The following is an 18,190-nucleotide window of genomic DNA, read 5'->3' on the forward strand; positions in this document are numbered from 1 at the left end:
TTGAAATTTCATTAAATTTCGCAAAATTTCGCTGCACCGCTCGTCTAAATTTAATCCTCGCCATAAATTCGCTTTAAATTCCCCAGCGTCGCGCTTGCGTTTAGCAGTAGCGCATCGGCGATCGCCAGCCGCGCCATTGCGGTAGCTACGACGCTGCCGCGCACGGCGATACACGGATCGTGCCGCCCGCGCAGCTCGCAGACCGCGTCTGCGCCGCGCACGTCCACGCTGTGCTGCGCCATGAAAATGCTCGGAGTAGGCTTAAAATGGGTCGTGATCTCGATAGGCGCGCCGCTACTTATGCCGCCCAAGATCCCGCCTGCGTTGTTGTTTGCGAAATTTGCGCCGATCTTGCCGCCATTGGTGCGGATCGCATCATTGCTAGCGCGCATAAAATCGTTGTTCTCGCTGCCTTTTAGCGTGCTTGCCTTCACTCCCGCGCCGATCTGCACGGCCTTTACGCCGTTTATGCCCATCAGCGCGCCCGCAAGCACCGCATCGAGCTTACCATACAGCGGTTCGCCGAGCCCTGCAGGCATGCCCGTGACGCGAGTTAGCACGCAGCCGCCGATACTATCGCCCGCATTTTTGACGCTTAGAATTAACTCCTTCTGCGCGCTCTCCACAGCGGGATCGAGCGCGAAAATTTCGCTGTTTTGCGCAAAGTCGAAGTCTAAATTTCCCGCGTAAATTTCGCCCACGCCACAAATTCCGCTTTTTACGGAAATTTTAAAGTGATCCAGCAAGATTTGCGCAAACGCTCCCGCAGCCACGCGCACGGCGGTTTCGCGTGCGCTTGCTCGCCCGCCGCCTCGGTAATCGCGCAGTCCGTATTTGGCAAAATATGTAAAATCGGCGTGTGCGGGGCGGAAAATATCTTTGAGATCTTCGTAGTCCTTTGAGTGCTGATTTGCGTTGCGGATGATAAATCCGATCGGCGCGCCGGTGCTGCGACCGTCAAAAATTCCGCTTAAAATTTCGATCTCATCGACTTCTTTGCGCGGCGTAGCGTATCTGCCGCCCGGCTTGCGGTGGTCAAGCTCGCTTTGGATATTTGAAATCTCGATCGCCACGCCTGCCGGAAAGCCGTCCAAAACGCCGCCGATCGCCGCGCCGTGGCTCTCGCCGAAGGTGCTAAGGCGCAATCTCTCGCCGAAGGTGTTCATAGCGCGTCTCCTTGATCGCCGCTGCTTTGTTTATCCGTATCACGCCCGCTTCGCTCATTGCTTTTTTTAGCGCTCGGCGTGCCGCCCGATGTGCCGGCGCGATCGCTCTTTGCGCTGCCCCGCGCTCGTCCGTCGCCGCCTCGTGAGCCTTTTTTGCCGCCCTGTGCGCAGTTCGCGCCGCTTTGTGCGTCGCCGCATGCCGTTTGCTCGCCATTGCCGTGCGAGGCGCCGTTTTGTAAAAGCTCGAGCGCGATTTGCGCGCATTTTTGCTCGGCCTCCTTTTTGCTCGCTCCCACGGCGGATGAGAGCCGCCTGCCGCCTACGAGTGCCGCCATTTCGAAGCTTTTTTTGTGATCGGGGCCGCTCGAGCCTAAAAGGACGTATTCGGGCGTGACGCCGAATTTTGCCTGCGTGAGCTCTTGCAGCGCGGTTTTGTAGTCTCGCACGAGCTCGTTAAAGCTTATGCGCGGATAGAGGATTTCTAAGATTACAGTCGCGATGCGGGCGGTATTTTGCAGCCCGCTCTCAAGATAGACGGCGCCCATTATCGCCTCAAACGCGTCCGAAAGCAGCGATGGTTTCTCGCGTCCGCCGTTGCGCTCCTCGGACAGCGACATATTCAGGTTCTCGCCGATGCCTAAAAATTTTGCAAATTTAGAAAAGCTGCTTTCGTTCACGAGCGCGGCGCGCAGCTTGCTCAGATCGCCCTCGTCGCTGCTAAATTTTTTGAAAAGATACTCGCCCACGATCAGATCCATCACCGCATCGCCTAAAAATTCCAGCCTCTCGTTGTTGTGTCCGTTTTTGGCGCTTTTGTGCGTAAGAGCGATCTTAAGGTGGGTTAAATTTTTAAATTTATAGCCCAGTTTTTCTTGTAATTTTTCTAAATTTTGCATCTTTGCCCTTTTTATAAAATTTTACGAAATCAGCGACGGTCCGCACGCAAACGGCATCAGGTGCGAAGGAAACCCGTGCAAGCGGAACGAACGAGTGCAAGCATAACCCGCGCTAAATTTGCACTAACGTGGCGAATGAAACGCGCTAGCACCAATCTGCGGCGAATAAAATTTAAACGTAGCCCGCCAATTCTAACGCAAACCGCGCTAAGGCTCACTTATCGCAAACGAAATTTACACTAAAACAAACTTGTCGCAAATGCAGCCGCATCAAAGCCCGCTTGCTGCGAATGCAATCCGCGCACAAAATATGGTGCAAACTAGCGCGAACGACGCAAACGAATAGAGTGCACCGAAGCCCGATTGCGTGAACAAATGCGCTAAAACAAGCTTCGGGCGATAAAATTTACGCCGAAGCTAGGACGTGCTAGAGCCCTGTTGCGCGTAAAATTTTAAGATTTTATCGCTTCCGCCGCCGCGCGAGCCATAGCGTCGCACTCCTCGTTTTGCGGATGACCCGCATGCCCTTTGACCCACGAGGCCTTGATCTCGTGAGGCGCCGCCGCCGCAAGGTATCTGCGCCACAGATCCGCGTTTTTCTTGCCCTTAAAATCGGTAACGACCCACTTTGCGAGCCAGGAATTTATCGCCTTAACGACGTATTCGCTATCTGTAAAAAGCTCGACGCGGCAGGGCTGCTTAAGCGCGCTAAGCCCCATTATGGCGGCTGTTAGCTCCATTTGATTATTAGTCGTCATCGCTTCTGCGCCGCTTGCCTTTTTTATCGCGTCGCCGTATTGCAAGATATAAGCCCAGCCGCCCGCTCCAGGGTTGCCGAGGCAGCTGCCGTCGCTAAAAAGTTTGACCGATTTCACCGGTTTTCTCCGAAATTTGCGCTCTAATCTCCATGCTGCCTAGCTCGTAGCAGACCGGGCAGCGGTGCGAAAAAAGCCCCACCGAGCTTTTGCACTTCGCGCAGGTGTAGCTAAAGCTAAGCCCCGCGTCCTCAAAACCCGCGTCTTTCATAGCCATAAGCGCGTTAATCTCAAAAATTTTACTCGCGCTCTGCGGCTTTTGATCGCTTTTTCCGAGCGCATAAAAAAGCGCGTTGTACTCCGCATCCTGCGTATTTATAGCCGCAGGGAAATCATAGATCAGATCGATAGCCTGCTCGATCGGCGGGAAGCGGTCAAAGCCCTCCATAGGCTCTTTGTTTTTGATAAAAAGCTCCATGCAGAACCGCCCCGCGCCTTTGAAGTTTAACTTTGAAATTTTAGCGATCTTCTTGTTAAACGGCGTATTGGCGTCGTTTGCGATGATCTGGGCGCGCTCGAACTGGCTTTGAGCATATACTTCGGCGTCCTGCTCGCGCAACGCGTCAAGCACCTCAAGCGCCTCATTAAAGCGCTTCAGCCGCTCGTAAATCACCGTAAGATGCGTAAGGGCCTCTTTGTTTCTCGGGCGCAGCTTCAGCGCCTGCAAAAACACCTCTTCGGCGCGCCCTAAAAAGCCCGCTTTGAAATATACGATACCGAGATTTGTAAGGATAAACTCCCTCTGTACGCCGCCGCTAGCCTTACTTAGCGCGATTAGATAAATTTCTATCGCGCGCTCGAAGTCGCCGCTTTTTACGAAAGAGCTAGCTAAAATTCCAAGCGTCGGGATGTCTATCTGCGGGCTTGCTAAAAGCGCTCTGTGCTCGGTACTAAGCGCGTCTAGGGTGTCAAATTTTTTGATGAAATTCTCTAAACTCTGCCTCTCGTTTTTTTTAGAAAAAACTCCCCAAATGTAGCTTAGAATCGACACCAGTAAGATTATGCTTATCAGCATGATAAGCCCGAAAATCGGGTCGCGATCGTCTAAGAAAAAATTATCCAAATCAAACCTCGTCGCAAAAATAAAGGGCAATTATAGCAAAGTGCGGGTATAATTTCGCTTATGATTAAAAACGAAAGCATAGAAAATCTGCTGGCCACCGTAGATATCGTAGACGTCGTAGAAAAATATGTCCCACTTAAGCGCAGCGGCGCAAATTTCGTGGGCGTCTGCCCCTTCCACGACGATTCGCACCCGAGTATGAGCGTGAGCTCCAAGCTTGGAATTTTTCACTGCTTTTCGTGCAAGGCGGGCGGCAATGCGATTAAATTTATCCAAGAGTACGAAAAGATAAGCTTCCCTGAAGCGGTCGAAAAGCTTGCGGGGATGTATAATTTCGCGCTGCAATACACCGGCGCTAAAGTTCAGGAGCGCAGCGAAGAGAAGAAGGTGCTTGAGATTTTAAACGCCTATTACCAAAGCTGCCTTTATCAAAATCCCGCCGCCGTAAAATACCTGCACGATCGCAGCCTAAGCGATCAAAGCATCCGCAAATTCGGCCTTGGCTACGCAGGAGCTAGCGCGCAGACGATCAGGGTTTTACAAAACGAAGAAATTCCGCCGCAAGACGCGTTAAATGCGGGCGCGGTGAAGCAAAACGAGCGCGGGCTCTACGCAAGCTTCATCGAGCGCATTACCTTTCCGATCTACAACCACGCGAGCAAGCTCGTGGGCTTCGGCGGCCGCACGATAAGCGATAACCCGGCTAAATACGTCAATTCGCCGCAGTGCGCGCTGTTTGATAAATCTAAAATTTTCTACGCATTCGACCTTGCGAAAAAAAGCGCGATCGCCAAAAAAACCCTTATCATCACCGAGGGCTACATGGACGTTATCATGCTGCATCAAGCGGGCATCGATAACGCCGTAGCGGTGCTCGGCACGGCGCTGACGCCCGCTCATCTGCCGCTTATAAAGCGCGCGGAGCTTAACGTCGTGCTTAGCTTCGACGGCGACGCTGCGGGCATCAATGCGGCGATAAAATCGGCGCGGCTTTTGTGTCTGAATAAGATCGACTCAAGCGTCGCTATAATCGGCGGCGGCGCAGATCCTGCGGATATGATAGTCGCGGGCAAGGTGCGCGAGCTAGAGCAAATTTATGCTAGCGGTATGGAGAGCGGGGAGTTTCTGATCCGAAGAATCGCTAAAAAATACGACCTCGCCCGCCCCGTGCAAAAAGAAGCGGCGCTAAATGAGATCAAAGAATTTACCGCAGCGCTCGGCCCCGTGCTAGCCGAGTCCTATCAGAGTTTAGTGGCGCAAATTTTAAACGTCTCGCCGGGCTCGTTCAATCTCGCTGACGGCGGTAAAAATTTCGGCGTGGGCTTTGAGGGGCGAAATTTTAACGAGAGCGGGAGCTTCAGCGGCGGAAATTTTGATCGCGCGCAAAACACGGCGCGCTATGAAAGCTCTGCGCCGCCTGCGGCTTCGGCGAGGCTCGGGCGGACGCTACTGCGCCGCAAGGAGATCGCGGAGCTTCAGATCATAAAATCGATGCTGCTTGATGGCGAGATGGCACAGCTCGGGCTCGGCTGCTTGGAGCGGCGCGATTTTCGCATGCACGGCGATATTTTCGAGGCGTTTTTGGCTTTCGCTCGCAGCGGCGGAAATTTTAAAAATTTCATCGCGGGCGAGGACGGCAATGTAGACAGCGCCTCCGAAAATTTTATCGCGGGCGGCGCGGGAGAAAATTTTATCCGTAGAGAGAGCGCAAATTTAAAAAGCGGCGAGAATTCTAGCGAGCAAAATTTTGACGGGCAAGCTTCCGCAGGCGCCGTAAATTTAAAAGGCTCCTCCGCGCAGCAGGGCGCAAACGGCGGCGAGAAGCAAGAAGTAAACAACGTCGCGAAGCAGGGCGAGAGGGAGGCCGCAGCTCAAAATATTCAAAGCGCTCAAAGCTTCCAAAATGCTCAAAACGCCGAAACTGAAGCCCGCGAAAATCTGCGCGCGCTTGCGCTGGACGATGAAATTTTGCCGATCGGCGGCGCAGCGCTTTTTAACGACGCGTGCAAAATTTTACGCCGCAACGCCCTGCAAGATCTGATGCAAAAGCTCAAAAACTCCGACGCGCCCGACAAGATCGAGCGGATCTTAGAGTATCAAAAAAAGATCAATCAACTCAAGTAAAGGAACGAAATGAAGGCATTGGCGCTCTTTAGCGGCGGGCTTGACTCCATGCTCGCGGTCAAACTCATCGTCTCGCAAGGCATCGAGGTGCTCGCGCTGAATATGGATATCGGATTTGGCGGCAAGGACGATAAGAGCGAGATCATGCGCCGCAGAGCCGCAGCCGCGGGGGCGGATTTTAAAAGCGTCGATATCAGAAGCGAGTATCTGCGGCAGGTGCTTTTCGAGCCCAAATACGGCTACGGCAAGCACTTCAACCCCTGCATCGACTGCCACGGATATATGTTTAAGACCGCGCTTGCGATGCTGCAAAGCGAAGAGGCGAGCTTCATCATCACTGGCGAGGTGCTCGGACAGCGCCCGATGAGCCAGCGCGCGCAGGCTCTAGCTCAGGTCGGCGGGCTTAGCGGCGATGAGGAGGGGCTGATCCTGCGTCCGCTGTGCGCGATGCTGCTGCCGCCCACGACGCCCGAGATCAAGGGCTGGGTCGATAGGGGCGCGCTGCTTGACATCAGCGGGCGCGGGCGGGCTAGACAGATGCAGCTCGCGGCGGAGTTTGGCTTTGAGGACTATGAAACGCCGGCGGGAGGCTGTTTGCTAACCGTGCAGAGCTTCAGCGAGCGGATCAAGGATGCGGTAAAATTTGAAAAGATCGAAACGCCCGCGGATGCTGAAATTTTAAAATTCGGACGCCATCTGCGCTTGCCTGAGGGCGCCAAGCTCATAATCGGGCGGGATGAGAGCGACAACAAAAAGCTTGCCGCCGTGCAAAATCCGAAATTTAGCGAGATAAAATTTAAAGATGACGTCGTGGGCGCGCTAAGCCTGCTAAGTAGGGGCGCGAGCGAGGCGGATAGAGAGCTTGCGGCAAGGCTGGCGCTAACATACGCCAAAACGGACGCCGCGCGCAGCTACGCCCTGCTCTTAGAGGGCAGCGAGCTGAGCGCAAGCCCCTTTGAGAGCAAGGATGCCGCCCGCGAGTATTTTGTGTAAAATCCAAACCGCCATCCAGGTTGTATTTGATAGGCGTAAAAACGATACATAAGCGCAAGAAGCTGCGATAGCAGATACAAGAGTAAAATTTAAATGATAACGCCCGAAATATACCGAAAATGCGTCAGGCTCAGAGTTAAATTTAACCGCCGCGAGCGCTAAATTTAAAAGCAAAAACGAGTAAATTTTATAAGCTCAAGGAGCGTTTATGGAGTATTTCAAACCGTTTTTCGTAAAGATCCCAGGCTGCGCTAGAGAGGGCGACCATACGAGCGCGCATGATGAGATCATCGCGCCGCTACTACAAAACGCGCTCGCCGCCTATGTCTATAACGGGCGCAAAGATAGCATCGCGGGAGCCTTCGGTAGCATAGAGCACCCGCTAAACTTGAGCGAGTTTAGTTTTCTCGTGCGCGAGCGGGGCAAATTTCGCCTCGATCTGGCGCGCGAATGCGTAAACGGCGCCGAGATTTTTTGGAACGCTTGTAGTTTTAGGCGCGGCTCGGTCGTTGTTTTGTTGGACGAAGATTTCGATATGGCGCCTATTTTGCGCCGCTGCGCCGAGATAAGCATAGACGAAACGCCAAATATAGGCAACAGCCCAGCGGCGACCAAGCTTGCTAAGCGTGCGATGAGCGAGGGGCGGATCGCCGTGCTTTTTAGTGCTAGGGGCGGGATAGAGCGGATATCTATGCGCCAGGTGTGGGGCAGGATAAAATTTTAAAACTTGCGGATGAAATAAATCCAAATTTAGATTAAAATTTGGCGCCAACCTCGACTTGCGACGAGAAATTTAAAAGCCGAGCTCTGCATTAAATTTCACGCTGGATGGCATTATGCGCCCCTGTGTGCGCAGGCAAAAGCAGAGGTCGCAAAAATAGGTCTCGCCTATCGCCTTCTGCGCCTTGTCAAAAGATAAAACAAAATGATCGCTGCCAAAACCGCCGCGATTGCGGCGTAAATTTTACCCATGCCGCCGTAGCTCTTGGAGTCGTCGCTTAAATATAAATTTATTATCGCGCCGTTGTCCGTTGAAATTTCAAGCTTCGCGCCCTTTGCGCCGTTTAGCTTTACGCGCAGCATATTTGCCGCGGGGCTTGAAATTTCGGGCTTATCCATAAAGGAGTAGCTCGTTTTGTAGCTTTTCATCAAATCGTTGCAGTCTTTCGGGGTTACGAATATGTCGTAAAACGCGCCATTTTTCACGCTCAAATTTTCTCCGCCTTGCACAACGAAGTATCTAAATTTAGGCGCCTGCGTAATAAACTCCCACCGCAGCGTTTTTTGCTTCCCGCCCTGCTCGTAATTAAACTCCGCGCCGTATTTGGTGTCGAATTTAAAAACGTCTCTGCTGAAAAGCACGAACTGCCTATCGCTTAAAATGGCGTTAGGATCGGAGTTTTTATCTAAAATTTTAACGTTTTGAAGCTCCCTGCCGCCTTCGTAAATTTTAAAACTTTTCATCGCTACGGGCGGTCCCTCGGCATTAAACTCCACGCTTACAGGATTTGCGGTGATTTTGCACTCTGGCATGGGATCTGGAATTTCGTTGCTGAAAAATGCAAGCGCGGGCTCGTCGTTCGGGTAGTAAACGTAAGGGCGCGAGTTTAGCGCAGTGGCGCTTTTGAACTTATCCTCCCTCATCCGTAGTGTTTCATTTTTACACATCCCCAGTAGAAATTTGCCGCTTCCTTCATCGTTTAAATTCCGCGAGCAAAAGGCGTTAAGGCGCGAATTTCCCATCTCAAAAACGTAGCTGCTTTTTTTGCCGTGCTCAAAATAGCCGATGCCGATCTCATCCGAAGCAAAATCCAAAAATGCAAATCTATGATAAATCGCGCTGAGTAACCCGTCAATCGCGCTTTTTAGATCGCTCGAATTATAAGATAAATTTTCCCTCACGACGGCATTATAGCCTGCGTAAAAAGCGCGCTTTGACGGATTCTCGCCCGTAAAATTCGGCTTGCCCGGGGTCTCGTCGTGCGACATCGCCTCGTTTGCGACGACATATTTTGCGTGATTAAGCGCAGAGGTGTTTAAAATTTCATTCTGCGAAAGCTGATTTAGCCCCGATTTTGCGCGCACATTGTTGATGTAGCTTAGCGGATCGTCGTAAAAGGAAAAGCCGCTCATCGCAACGAGCGGCTGTTTTAAATTTGAGGGGGTGTTTTCGCATGCGGCAAAAAGCGCGCAGATCGCCCCAAGACCCAGGAGCCTAAGCCGTAGGGCCCGCTTTGGCAAACTCGACCCCCTCTTTTACGTCCTCGTAGCGTTTGAAATTCTCTTCAAACATCTTTGCAAGCTTATCGCGCGTGATCTTATATTCCGTCGGGTGCGTCCATGTATTGATCGGATTTAGCAGCTTCGTCTCGACGCCTGCGAGTTCTTTTGGGATCGCTAAGTTAAATTTCTCGAAATTTTCAAATTCGCACTTTTTGATGCTACCGTCAAGGATCGCGTTTATGCATGCGCGCGTGGCTTTGATGCTCATTCGCTTGCCCACGCCGTACGCGCCGCCGCTCCAGCCTGTGTTTACGAGATAGACGCTGACACCATGCTTGTCGATCTTTTCGCCCAGAAGCTTAGCGTAAACGGTCGGGTGCAGCGGCATAAACGGCTCGCCAAAGCACGCGCTAAAGGTCGCCACGGGCTCGGTAATGCCGCGCTCGGTGCCCGCGACTTTTGCCGTATAGCCGCTTAGGAAATAATACATCGCCTGCTCTTTAGTTAGCTTTGCGACCGGCGGCAAAACGCCGAATGCGTCGGCGGTCAGGAAGATTATGTTTTTCGGATGGCCGCCCGCAGAGCTTGGCTCGTAGTTATCAATGTGATAGATCGGATAGCTGACGCGGGTGTTTTCGGTCTTGCTGCCGTCTTTGTAGTCTACTACGCCCGCTTCGTTGGCGACCACGTTTTCAAGCAGCGCGTCGCGTTTGATCGCGGCGTAAATTTCAGGCTCGCTGCTCGGGTCTAAATTTATGCACTTCGCGTAGCAGCCGCCCTCGAAGTTAAATATCCCCTCGTCGTCCCAGCCGTGCTCATCATCGCCGATCAGCTTGCGGTTTGGATCGGTCGAGAGCGTCGTTTTACCCGTGCCGCTTAGGCCGAAAAATAGTGCCGTGTCGCCCTCTTTGCCCACGTTTGCCGAGCAGTGCATGCTTAGCTTGCCCTCAAGCGGTAGCCAGTAGTTCATCATCGAGAAAATTCCCTTTTTCATCTCGCCGCCGTACCACGTACCGCCGATAACCGCGACGTTTTCCTCGACGTTAAAGATAACGAAAACGTCGGAGTGCAGCCCGTCGCTCGCGTAATCTTCGTTTTTGCATTTGCACGCGTTGTAAACGACGAAATCGGGATGAAATTCCGCTAGCTCGCTCTCGCTTGGGCGGATGAACATATTTTTTACAAAATGCGCCTGCCACGCGACTTCGGTTACGAAACGCACGTTTTTGCGGCTGGATTTGCTAGCGCCGCAAAATGCGTCTTGGATAAAAATTTCCTTGCCGCTTAGCTGGGCTTTGGCTTTGGCTAAAAGCTTATCGAAAAGCTCTTTTGAGATGGGCTGATTTATCTTGCCCCAGGCGATGTATTTTTGGCTCGGATCTTGTTTTACGAAGTACTTATCCTTGGGGCTGCGACCCGTAAAGATGCCGGTATCCACCATAAAAGTGCCGTTGCTTGACACCCGTCCTTCATTCATTGCCTTTTCGAGTTCAAAAAGCTCGTCGTAGCTTAGATTGTGGTTGATTTTTTTGATATTTTTAAGACCTAGTTTATCCAGATCGTTCGGAGTTGTCATTTTGCATCCTTTTTAAATTAAATTTTGATAAAAGATTGCGCTATTATAGCTTAAAATTTAGGTGAGCTCGCTTAAGCGCCGAGGATGACCCTCATGAAATTTAGGCGGAAGCGCCGCCTAAATTTAGAGCTTATCTTAAAATCGCAAGCACTTGATCGGCATCGACCGTATCGCCTTGGGCGACTAAAATTTTATCGATTATACCTTTGCGCGGGCTTTCGATATTTATCTCCATCTTCATCGCTTCAAGTACGATTATCGTCTGCCCCGCCTTAACAGCGTCGCCTTCCTTTATTAAAATTTTAAATACGTTACTAGGAAGCGTCGCTTTTATATCGTTATCGTCCGTACCACCTCGCGCGTTAGCAGTGGGCTGCTCGCCGGCGGAGCGTTGCGACTGCGGCTTTGCAGGCGCTGAGGTATCGAAGCTGATGTCGTATCGATCGCCGTTTACAAGCACGTTTTGTCCGGCAAATTCTACGTTGTAAATTTTGCCGTTAATTTTAACGTCAAATTTGCCGTTTTTAGAAATACCGCTTTGATGACTTGCGGCAGGTGCTACGTCCTCTTTTTTGCGGATCATCACCTTGCCCTCGCCTTTTAAAAACGCGATACCCTTTTCTTTGCACGCAAGCGCGATAAATACGTTCTCCTCGCTAGGCTCGATGCCCTGCTCGCGTAGAATCTTCTGCGCATACGCGACGCTCTTGCTCTCGTCGGCATCAGCGATATCTACGGCGTGTTTGGTCGTAGGCTGTAGTCCCAGCTGCTCCGCCGCCATCTTAATCACGCCTTCATCCGGCTTAACGGGCGTTTTGCCGAAATAGCCTAACACCATCTTGCCGTAGCCTTCGGCGATCTTTTTCCACGGGCCGAACATTACATTGTTAAACGCCTGCTGGAAATAAAACTGGCTAACCGGCGTTACGCTCGTGCCGAAACCGCCCTTTTCGACGACCTCGCGCATGGCCTTGATGACGGCCGGGAATTTGTCTAAAATTTTATTATCGCGCATCATCTGAGTGTTTGCAGTAAGCGCGCCTCCCGGCATAGGCGAAAACGGAATGAGCGGGCTTACCTGCGTAGCCTCTGGCGGCATGAAGTAATCCTTCAAGCACTCGCCCAAAATCTCTTCGTATTTTAAAATTTTCTCTGCATCTAGCCCCAGGTCAAAATTTTGCCCCTTCGTCGCGTGCAGCAGCGTGAGGATGTCCGGCTGGCTGGTGCCGCCGCTTACGGGATGCGCGGCAAGATCGATGCCGTCTACGCCCGCAACGAGCGCAGCCTGATAGCATGCAACGCTAACTCCCGCCGTCTCGTGTGTGTGCAGGCGGATATGCACGCCGTCGCCTAAAATTTTACGCGCGCGCTTGATCGTCTCATAGACCTTCTGCGGGCTGCTGGTACCGCTTGCGTCTTTGAAGCAGACGCTGTCGAACGGAATCTGCGCGTCTAAAATTTGACGCAGAATTCTCTCATAAAACGCTGCGTCGTGCGCGCCGCTGCATCCCGGCGGCAGATCCATCATCGTAACCACAACTTCGTGTTTAAGGCCATGGCGATGTATGCACTCGCCGCTAAATTTTAAATTTTCCACATCGTTTAACGCGTCGAAATTTCTAATCGTCGTCGTGCCGTGCTTGGCAAAAAGCTTGGCGTGCAGATCGATGATCTCGCGGCTGCCTGTATCGAGCGTGACGGTATTTACGCCGCGGCTAAGGGTCTGCAGATTCGCCCCCTCGCCCACGATGCTTCTAAATTTATCCATCATCTCAAAGGCGTCTTCGTTTAGGTAAAAATACAGGCTCTGAAACCGCGCGCCGCCGCCGAACTCAAAGTGCGTGATGCCCGCGTCTTTTGCCACGCTAACGGCAGGCAGGAAATCCTCCATCGCCACGCGCGCGCCGAAAACTGACTGAAATCCGTCGCGAAAGGTCGTATCCATAACGTCGATAAGCTTTTTAGCCATTTTTAGCTCCTAGGTTAAATTTAGCGTGAATTTTAATATTTCTAGCCTAAAAAAGCTTTTAAACCAAAAACCCCCGGAAAGATTGCGAGCGTTAATAGCACTAGAATTTGCAGCAAAATAAAGGGCAGTACACCTTTGTAAATGTCCGTGGTGTGGATTTGCGGCGGAGTCACGCCCTTTAAGAAAAATATCGAAAATCCAAATGGCGGCGTCATAAACGATGTTTGTAAATTTACAGCGATTAAGATCGCAAACCACACGGGATTGATATGCAAAGACTCTACTATCGGCAAAAGTATCGGTAAAATGATATATGAAATTTCGACATAATCTAGAAAAAATCCAAGCACTATGATAACTACCATCGTAAGCGCGATAAATCCCCATGCTTGACCAGGCAGATTTTCCATAAAATTTTTTACGACCTCATCTCCGCCCGTGTAAGAAAAAATCATCGAAAATGCCGTGGCACCCATCAAAATCATAAAAACCATGCCCGAAATTTTAGCGGTATTTTTTAGCGCGTCATAGATCAGCCTAAACGAAAACGTGCGATATAAAACAGCTAGCGCTATCGCACCCAAGCAGCCTACCGACGAGCTCTCCGTAGGCGTAGCGATGCCCGCAAAAATAGATCCTAAGACGAGCAAAATCAGCACGAGCACCGGCACGACGTTTTTAAGCGCGATAAAAATTTGCTTTGATTTGCTAAGTCCCTCTAGCGGCGGAACAGGCGGCGCATAATCTTTGCAAATATATGAAATAATCGCAATATAAATCACGTAAAAACCCACTAGCACGAGCCCAGGAATAACTGCTGCAGAGAAAAGATCGCCCACCGAAACAGAAAGTATATCGCCTAAAATAATTAGCACGATTGAAGGCGGAATAATCTGCCCAAGCGTGCCCGCAGCAGCGATAGTGCCGGTAGCTAGGGGCTTATCGTAGCCGTATTTCATCATCACGGGCAGACTGATGACGCCCATAGCGATGACAGTCGCGCCCACGATGCCCGTCGTAGCCGCAAGTAACGCGCCCACCAAAACAGTGCTGATCGCCACGCCGCCTCGTACGCCGCCGAATAAAAATGCCATCGACTCTAATAAGCGCTCCGCAAGGCGAGTCTTTTGCAAAATCATACCCATCAAAATAAAAAGCGGCACCGAAATTAGCAGCTGATTTTCCATAATCGAGTAAATTCTATTAGGCATCAGTGAAAAAAACTGCCTGCTCATATCCTCGAAAGCTTCGGTTAAAATTTCAAAGCCCTGCGCGTAATCCCACGCCTCACTAAGTCCGTAGATAAAGCCAAAAATCACAGCCACGGCGCCGAACGTAAACGCAACGGGAAAACCGAGTAACAGCATAAAAAGCGCTGCCGCAAACATCACTATGCCTATCATAGCTCGCCACCTTTTATCTTGCCATGGCAAAATTCCGCCCAAGAGCGAAAAGCGTAAAATTTATAGAATTTTAAATTTAAGCTCATTTTGCCTTCACACACTCTGCGCGCCCGAAGAATTCCCACTAAGAAATTCCGAGCCTTTGTTTTCCCTAACATCAAGCAGGGCGTTAATATTTTTAATCAAAAATCCAAATGCGTAGATAAATAAAAACGCGTAGCTAAGTGTGATCGCGGACTTGATGATCCAAAGATGCTGCATGCCGCCGGGATTGGCGCTGGCCTCATGGCTCGTATAAGCCTCGCTCACGTAATCGATCGAAAAAAACGCCACGAGCGCCACGAAAGGCAAAATGAAAAATATCGTGCCTAAGATATTTATGAGCGCTTTTGCAGTGGGGCTAAATTTTTCGTAAAAAATATCCACGCGAACGTGGGCATTTTCTTTGAGCGCGTAGGTCACACCGAATAAAAACATCGCCGAATATAGCCACCACGTAAGTTCTTGCATAGCGACGGAATTTGCGGCGGGAAAAAGATAGCGCGCCACAACATTGTAAAAAACGACTATAACTAAAAGCGCCAAAAATACGATACTTAATACGCCTAAGATATTTGCGAACGCATCAAAAGCTCTTTCTAATCTGCGTAAAAAACTCTTCAAAATTTTACCCTTTGCTTGAAATTTTTGCTATAAAAGCTGGGATTTTAGCAAAAATATCTGCAATTTATTATAAAATTATGCGCGGAAAGGATTTTTATGATTTTAAAATTTCAAAACAAATACTCTAAAAGATTTCTCGCCTTTTGCGCTATCTGGGCGATTTTTTGGCTAGCATTTTCATATTTTTTCTTGCAAAAATTCCTTTTTATCTATCCGGAAAGCTTTAGTATTCACGTGAGATTCGCACTTTGCGCCATAGCGCTAGGAACGGTGATTTTAGCGGTTTGCGGCAAGGACGTTTACGGCGCAATCTGTGGATATGCGGTGTGGTTCTACGGTGCGGTGCTAGGATTTGCCTCGTCGTTGAATTTAGCCAAAATCCGCGTCGTACTGCGCGAAGACGGCGAAATGGGAGGGATAAGCGGCTGTGGCGGGGCGGTTAAATTTTTAAATTTCGACTTAAGCGTGGTGCCGATTTTTAAGCCGTTTAACAGCTGTGCATTCGACGTTCCGGCAGTGCCGGCTGATGCGACGCTAGAGGGGCTGCAAGCCAAGCTAACGGCGCTTTATAGCGGAGGCTGGTATCTGTTCCCGGCAAGCAAAAGCGTGGATCTGGCGCAATTTTGGAGTTTTATCTTTATATTTTTCGCAATTATTTGGATGATTGGAATTTTTCTTGGATTTTTAAATAAAAAGGCGCAGAGATAGTCCCTGCGCCAAAGAAGCTACTGAACAATTACTAATGCATCTGAACTATAAAGGTTGCTTATAGTTTTTAGATTTGCCGAATCCCAAACTGTAGCGCACAAACCATTGTATTCTTTTTTTAAGGTAATTTGCGATGCATTGTTATATTTATAAGTAGCACAAACGGAGCCTTTGGCTTTAATAGGAATTGCTACATTTGTCATGCTAGGAATATCTGAACTATACTGACCTTGTGAAGTATAGTAGCCTATTATATCGCTTAAAGATGTAACGATGTTTTGAGATGCTCTAACGACCTCTGCATCATCGCGCGTAGCTGCTAGTTTTGGAATGGCAACTGCCGCCAAAACACCTAAAATCACGATCACGAAAATTAATTCGATCATAGTAAAGCCCTTCATGTTTTTATCCTTTGATAAAAAATTTTTGGACTTATATTATAAGACGTTTACTATAAATTTAGCTTAAAAATTCTTTGCGAATTCCAATATTTCAGATAAATTTTTTACCGCATTCGCACCTACCGCCACATAATGATTATTTATCAGGCTTTTTCCGTTATAAAGAGGCGCCTTCATCGTCTTGAGATCCACTACCGCTCCGCCGCTTTGATGCAGCAAAAAATCCCCAGCGGCGATGTCCCAAAGCGAGCAGTCGCTAAATCTCGCATACGCGCTGGCGCCTCCCTCGGCTAAGATGCAAAATTTTATCGCAGAGCCTTTGCGCACGAGCTGCATTCCAAATTTTTGCGCGAATTGCACGTATTTTGCGGATCTGCTATAGTGCCCTTGCATGAAGATTTGTGGTGCGCTAGTGGGGCAAGGGAGTAGTACGCCGTTTTTATAAACTCCGCCGCCGTTTGAGCTATATATATCGCCGCTTATTGGTATGCTGATCACCGCTAAAATTGGACGCCCGTGCTCGATCAGCGCGATGCAGACGCAAAACTCGCCGTTGCGTGCGATGAACTCCTTTGTGCCGTCAAGCGGATCTATCAGCCAAAATCTCTCCTCGCTCATGCGCCGCTTGCTATCCAGCACGCACTCTTCCGAGCAGATCGCAATACCGCTAGACTCCAGAGTGCTCATTATCGCATCGTTTGCCGCAAGATCGGCATTCGTAAGCGGCGATCTGTCCGCTTTGACAAAGATATCAAATTTGTCGTAATTTTGCATTATCGCGGCATTTGCCTTTTTTGCGGCATCTATCGCAAGCGCCAAAAGCTCATCCAAGCCCACTTTCACTCCTTAAATTTAACGGTGATTCTATCAAATTTAAAATTCTAAACGTCTAAATTTACGCAAGTAAAAACAGGCAAAATTTCAAAACCCTTTTAGAATTTTAATATTCTTTTTTATATAATTGCTAAAATTTTTTAAAGGATCAACATGACCCCAGTCGTATTAGATAGCGTTAAACACGCGGATTTGAAATATCACGCAGACGCATTTCCCACCGCGCCTTTTGTACCGGTGATCGCGCCGGAGATCCCGTTTTGCGCGGACAACCTCGTTATCGTATTTACCATTGAAAAAGAGCCCAAAATGGTGGCGCTGCTAGGGCGCACCAAAAACGTTCTAATCGATAAGGATTATAAAGGAACGGTGCCTTCCTCGGTGCAGAATTATCCGTTTTTCTTAGCTCAAATCGGCGATCAAACGGCGATCTGCTTCGATAAAGACGCGCAGCAGATCAAGGGCAACGGCGAGGCGCTTTTTAAAGACGGTAAGCCGACGCCGTTTTTACAAAATTTAAAAGAGGTGATGCAAAATTACGCCGATTTAGATATGCGCACGCGCGTTGCGGCGGCGGAATTTCAAAAGGCGGGGATTTTAGAAGCCAAGGAGCTCGGCATCAACTCTAGCGGCAAGGAATCGTCACTGCTAAACGGCTTTTCGGTCGTAAATCGCGAAAAGCTTTTGAAGTTAAGCGATAAAAAGCTTGCGGATTTCGCGCGCCGCGGATATCTGGAACTAGCGTATTTTCACTTAAAAAGTCTTGCAAATTTTCAACGCCTAGGCGATAAGATCATGCAGCTCGACCCGCCGATTACGCCGAAAGAAGCGAAAAAATAGACGTTTTCGCCTCCTAAGTAGCTCATAATTTTTAGGATTTAATATCGCGGATTTATAAAACTTGCAAAACTTACGATCGTTTAGGGGCTTGAAGTTGCCATAACCGCATGCGAGCTTGAAGCCCTAGGAAGCTTTATTCGCGGCTAAACTAAATAAACCGCAAATTTAGTCCTAAAATTTTAGCATAGGGTTTTATAACAAAAATTTTGCAACAACACAGTACGCAAGATTCCACGCTTAAAATTTCAAGCGAGAAATTTTACTATAAAATTCTATTAAATTTAAAATTTAATTAAAGTAGATCAATTTATAAAATTTTATCCACACTGCCTAAAACTTTAGTTTTAAATTTAACCCAAGCCCCGCCTTTGCGCCGAAATTCCACCCGCAATTTATAGAAATTCCCGTGGCTCGTAGATTTGCACGCCGCGCGCGTCGCTGCGAGCCGCATTTATCATCGCGCGGGCGATACTTGCGCCGCTAAGCGGTCTAAATTTACCGAACACGCAGGCGGGC

The 18,190-nt window shown here is 49.6% G+C and carries 15 protein-coding genes and 1 pseudogene; 5 read left to right on the forward strand and 11 right to left on the reverse strand.

Translation table 11 applies throughout. The annotated features are described in order from the left end of the window. Positions 1–50: 50 nt before the first annotated feature. The 4 genes and pseudogenes from aroC to Q0600_RS10455 all read right to left on the reverse strand — a co-directional run bounded on the left by aroC (position 51) and on the right by Q0600_RS10455 (position 3,940). Positions 51–1,166: a chorismate synthase gene (gene aroC, locus Q0600_RS10440; RefSeq protein WP_298760055.1), complete on the reverse strand. Its 1,116-nt coding sequence runs from the start codon at positions 1,164–1,166 to the stop codon at positions 51–53. Between the two features lie 233 nt (positions 1,167–1,399). Next, positions 1,400–2,062 (reverse strand): annotated as a pseudogene (gene rnc / locus Q0600_RS10445) (ribonuclease III); the annotation flags it as partial. 452 nt (positions 2,063–2,514) lie between these two features. Continuing rightward, on the reverse strand, positions 2,515–2,937 hold the full coding sequence (gene rnhA / locus Q0600_RS10450; protein ID WP_297915281.1) for a ribonuclease HI: 423 nt from the start codon (positions 2,935–2,937) through the stop codon (positions 2,515–2,517). Continuing rightward, positions 2,915–3,940: a tetratricopeptide repeat protein gene (locus Q0600_RS10455; protein WP_298760056.1), complete on the reverse strand. Its 1,026-nt coding sequence runs from the start codon at positions 3,938–3,940 to the stop codon at positions 2,915–2,917. The genes rnhA and Q0600_RS10455 overlap by 23 nt, the downstream gene beginning before the upstream one ends. 60 nt (positions 3,941–4,000) lie before the next feature. On the opposite strand from Q0600_RS10455, the gene dnaG reads away from it, so the two are divergent. The 3 genes from dnaG to Q0600_RS10470 all read left to right on the forward strand — a co-directional run bounded on the left by dnaG (position 4,001) and on the right by Q0600_RS10470 (position 7,781). Next, positions 4,001–6,064 carry a DNA primase gene (gene dnaG / locus Q0600_RS10460; protein ID WP_298760057.1) on the forward strand — a complete coding sequence of 688 codons (2,064 nt, stop codon included), beginning with the start codon at positions 4,001–4,003 and terminating at the stop codon, positions 6,062–6,064. A gap of 9 nt (positions 6,065–6,073) precedes the next feature. Then, positions 6,074–7,057: an argininosuccinate synthase domain-containing protein gene (locus tag Q0600_RS10465; protein WP_298760058.1), complete on the forward strand. Its 984-nt coding sequence runs from the start codon at positions 6,074–6,076 to the stop codon at positions 7,055–7,057. 208 nt (positions 7,058–7,265) lie between these two features. Beyond that, positions 7,266–7,781, forward strand: coding sequence for a hypothetical protein (locus Q0600_RS10470; protein WP_298760059.1), 516 nt, complete (start codon positions 7,266–7,268; stop codon positions 7,779–7,781). Between the two features lie 164 nt (positions 7,782–7,945). On the opposite strand, the gene Q0600_RS10475 is transcribed toward Q0600_RS10470, so the two are convergent. From Q0600_RS10475 to Q0600_RS10495, 5 genes are all read right to left on the reverse strand, one after another. Further along, the gene (locus Q0600_RS10475) at positions 7,946–9,298 is read right to left on the reverse strand and encodes a CAP domain-containing protein (RefSeq protein WP_298760060.1); all 1,353 of its coding nucleotides are present in this window, start codon (positions 9,296–9,298) and stop codon (positions 7,946–7,948) included. Continuing rightward, positions 9,273–10,856 (reverse strand): phosphoenolpyruvate carboxykinase (ATP), encoded by a 1,584-nt coding sequence (gene pckA / locus Q0600_RS10480; protein ID WP_298760061.1) that lies wholly within the window; start codon positions 10,854–10,856, stop codon positions 9,273–9,275. Before pckA ends, Q0600_RS10475 begins: the two co-directional genes overlap by 26 nt. 130 nt (positions 10,857–10,986) lie before the next feature. Then, a complete protein-coding gene (locus Q0600_RS10485) occupies positions 10,987–12,825 on the reverse strand; it encodes a biotin/lipoyl-containing protein (RefSeq protein ID WP_298760062.1) in 1,839 nt (612 codons plus the stop codon). 41 nt (positions 12,826–12,866) lie between these two features. Further along, entirely contained in the window at positions 12,867–14,228 is a 1,362-nt protein-coding gene (locus tag Q0600_RS10490) for a TRAP transporter large permease subunit (RefSeq protein WP_005871492.1), read from the reverse strand. Positions 14,229–14,321: 93 nt separating this feature from the next. Next, entirely contained in the window at positions 14,322–14,891 is a 570-nt protein-coding gene (locus Q0600_RS10495) for a TRAP transporter small permease subunit (protein WP_298760063.1), read from the reverse strand. A 96-nt stretch (positions 14,892–14,987) separates the two neighbouring features. Here Q0600_RS10495 and Q0600_RS10500 point away from each other — a divergent pair, with 96 nt between their 5' ends. Continuing rightward, positions 14,988–15,599, forward strand: a complete 612-nt coding sequence (locus tag Q0600_RS10500; RefSeq protein WP_298760064.1) for a disulfide bond formation protein B — start codon at positions 14,988–14,990, stop codon at positions 15,597–15,599. A gap of 17 nt (positions 15,600–15,616) precedes the next feature. On the opposite strand, the gene Q0600_RS10505 is transcribed toward Q0600_RS10500, so the two are convergent. Then, positions 15,617–16,000, reverse strand: a complete 384-nt coding sequence (locus Q0600_RS10505; RefSeq protein ID WP_298760067.1) for a type II secretion system protein — start codon at positions 15,998–16,000, stop codon at positions 15,617–15,619. 63 nt (positions 16,001–16,063) lie between these two features. Then, positions 16,064–16,837, reverse strand: a complete 774-nt coding sequence (locus Q0600_RS10510; protein ID WP_298760069.1) for a 3'(2'),5'-bisphosphate nucleotidase CysQ — start codon at positions 16,835–16,837, stop codon at positions 16,064–16,066. 150 nt (positions 16,838–16,987) lie between these two features. Here Q0600_RS10510 and Q0600_RS10515 point away from each other — a divergent pair, with 150 nt between their 5' ends. Continuing rightward, positions 16,988–17,674, forward strand: a complete 687-nt coding sequence (locus Q0600_RS10515) for a SapC family protein (protein WP_298760071.1) — start codon at positions 16,988–16,990, stop codon at positions 17,672–17,674. Positions 17,675–18,190 lie beyond the last annotated feature (516 nt).

Source organism: uncultured Campylobacter sp. (assembly GCF_938041645.1).
In the GTDB taxonomy this organism is placed as follows: domain Bacteria; phylum Campylobacterota; class Campylobacteria; order Campylobacterales; family Campylobacteraceae; genus Campylobacter_B.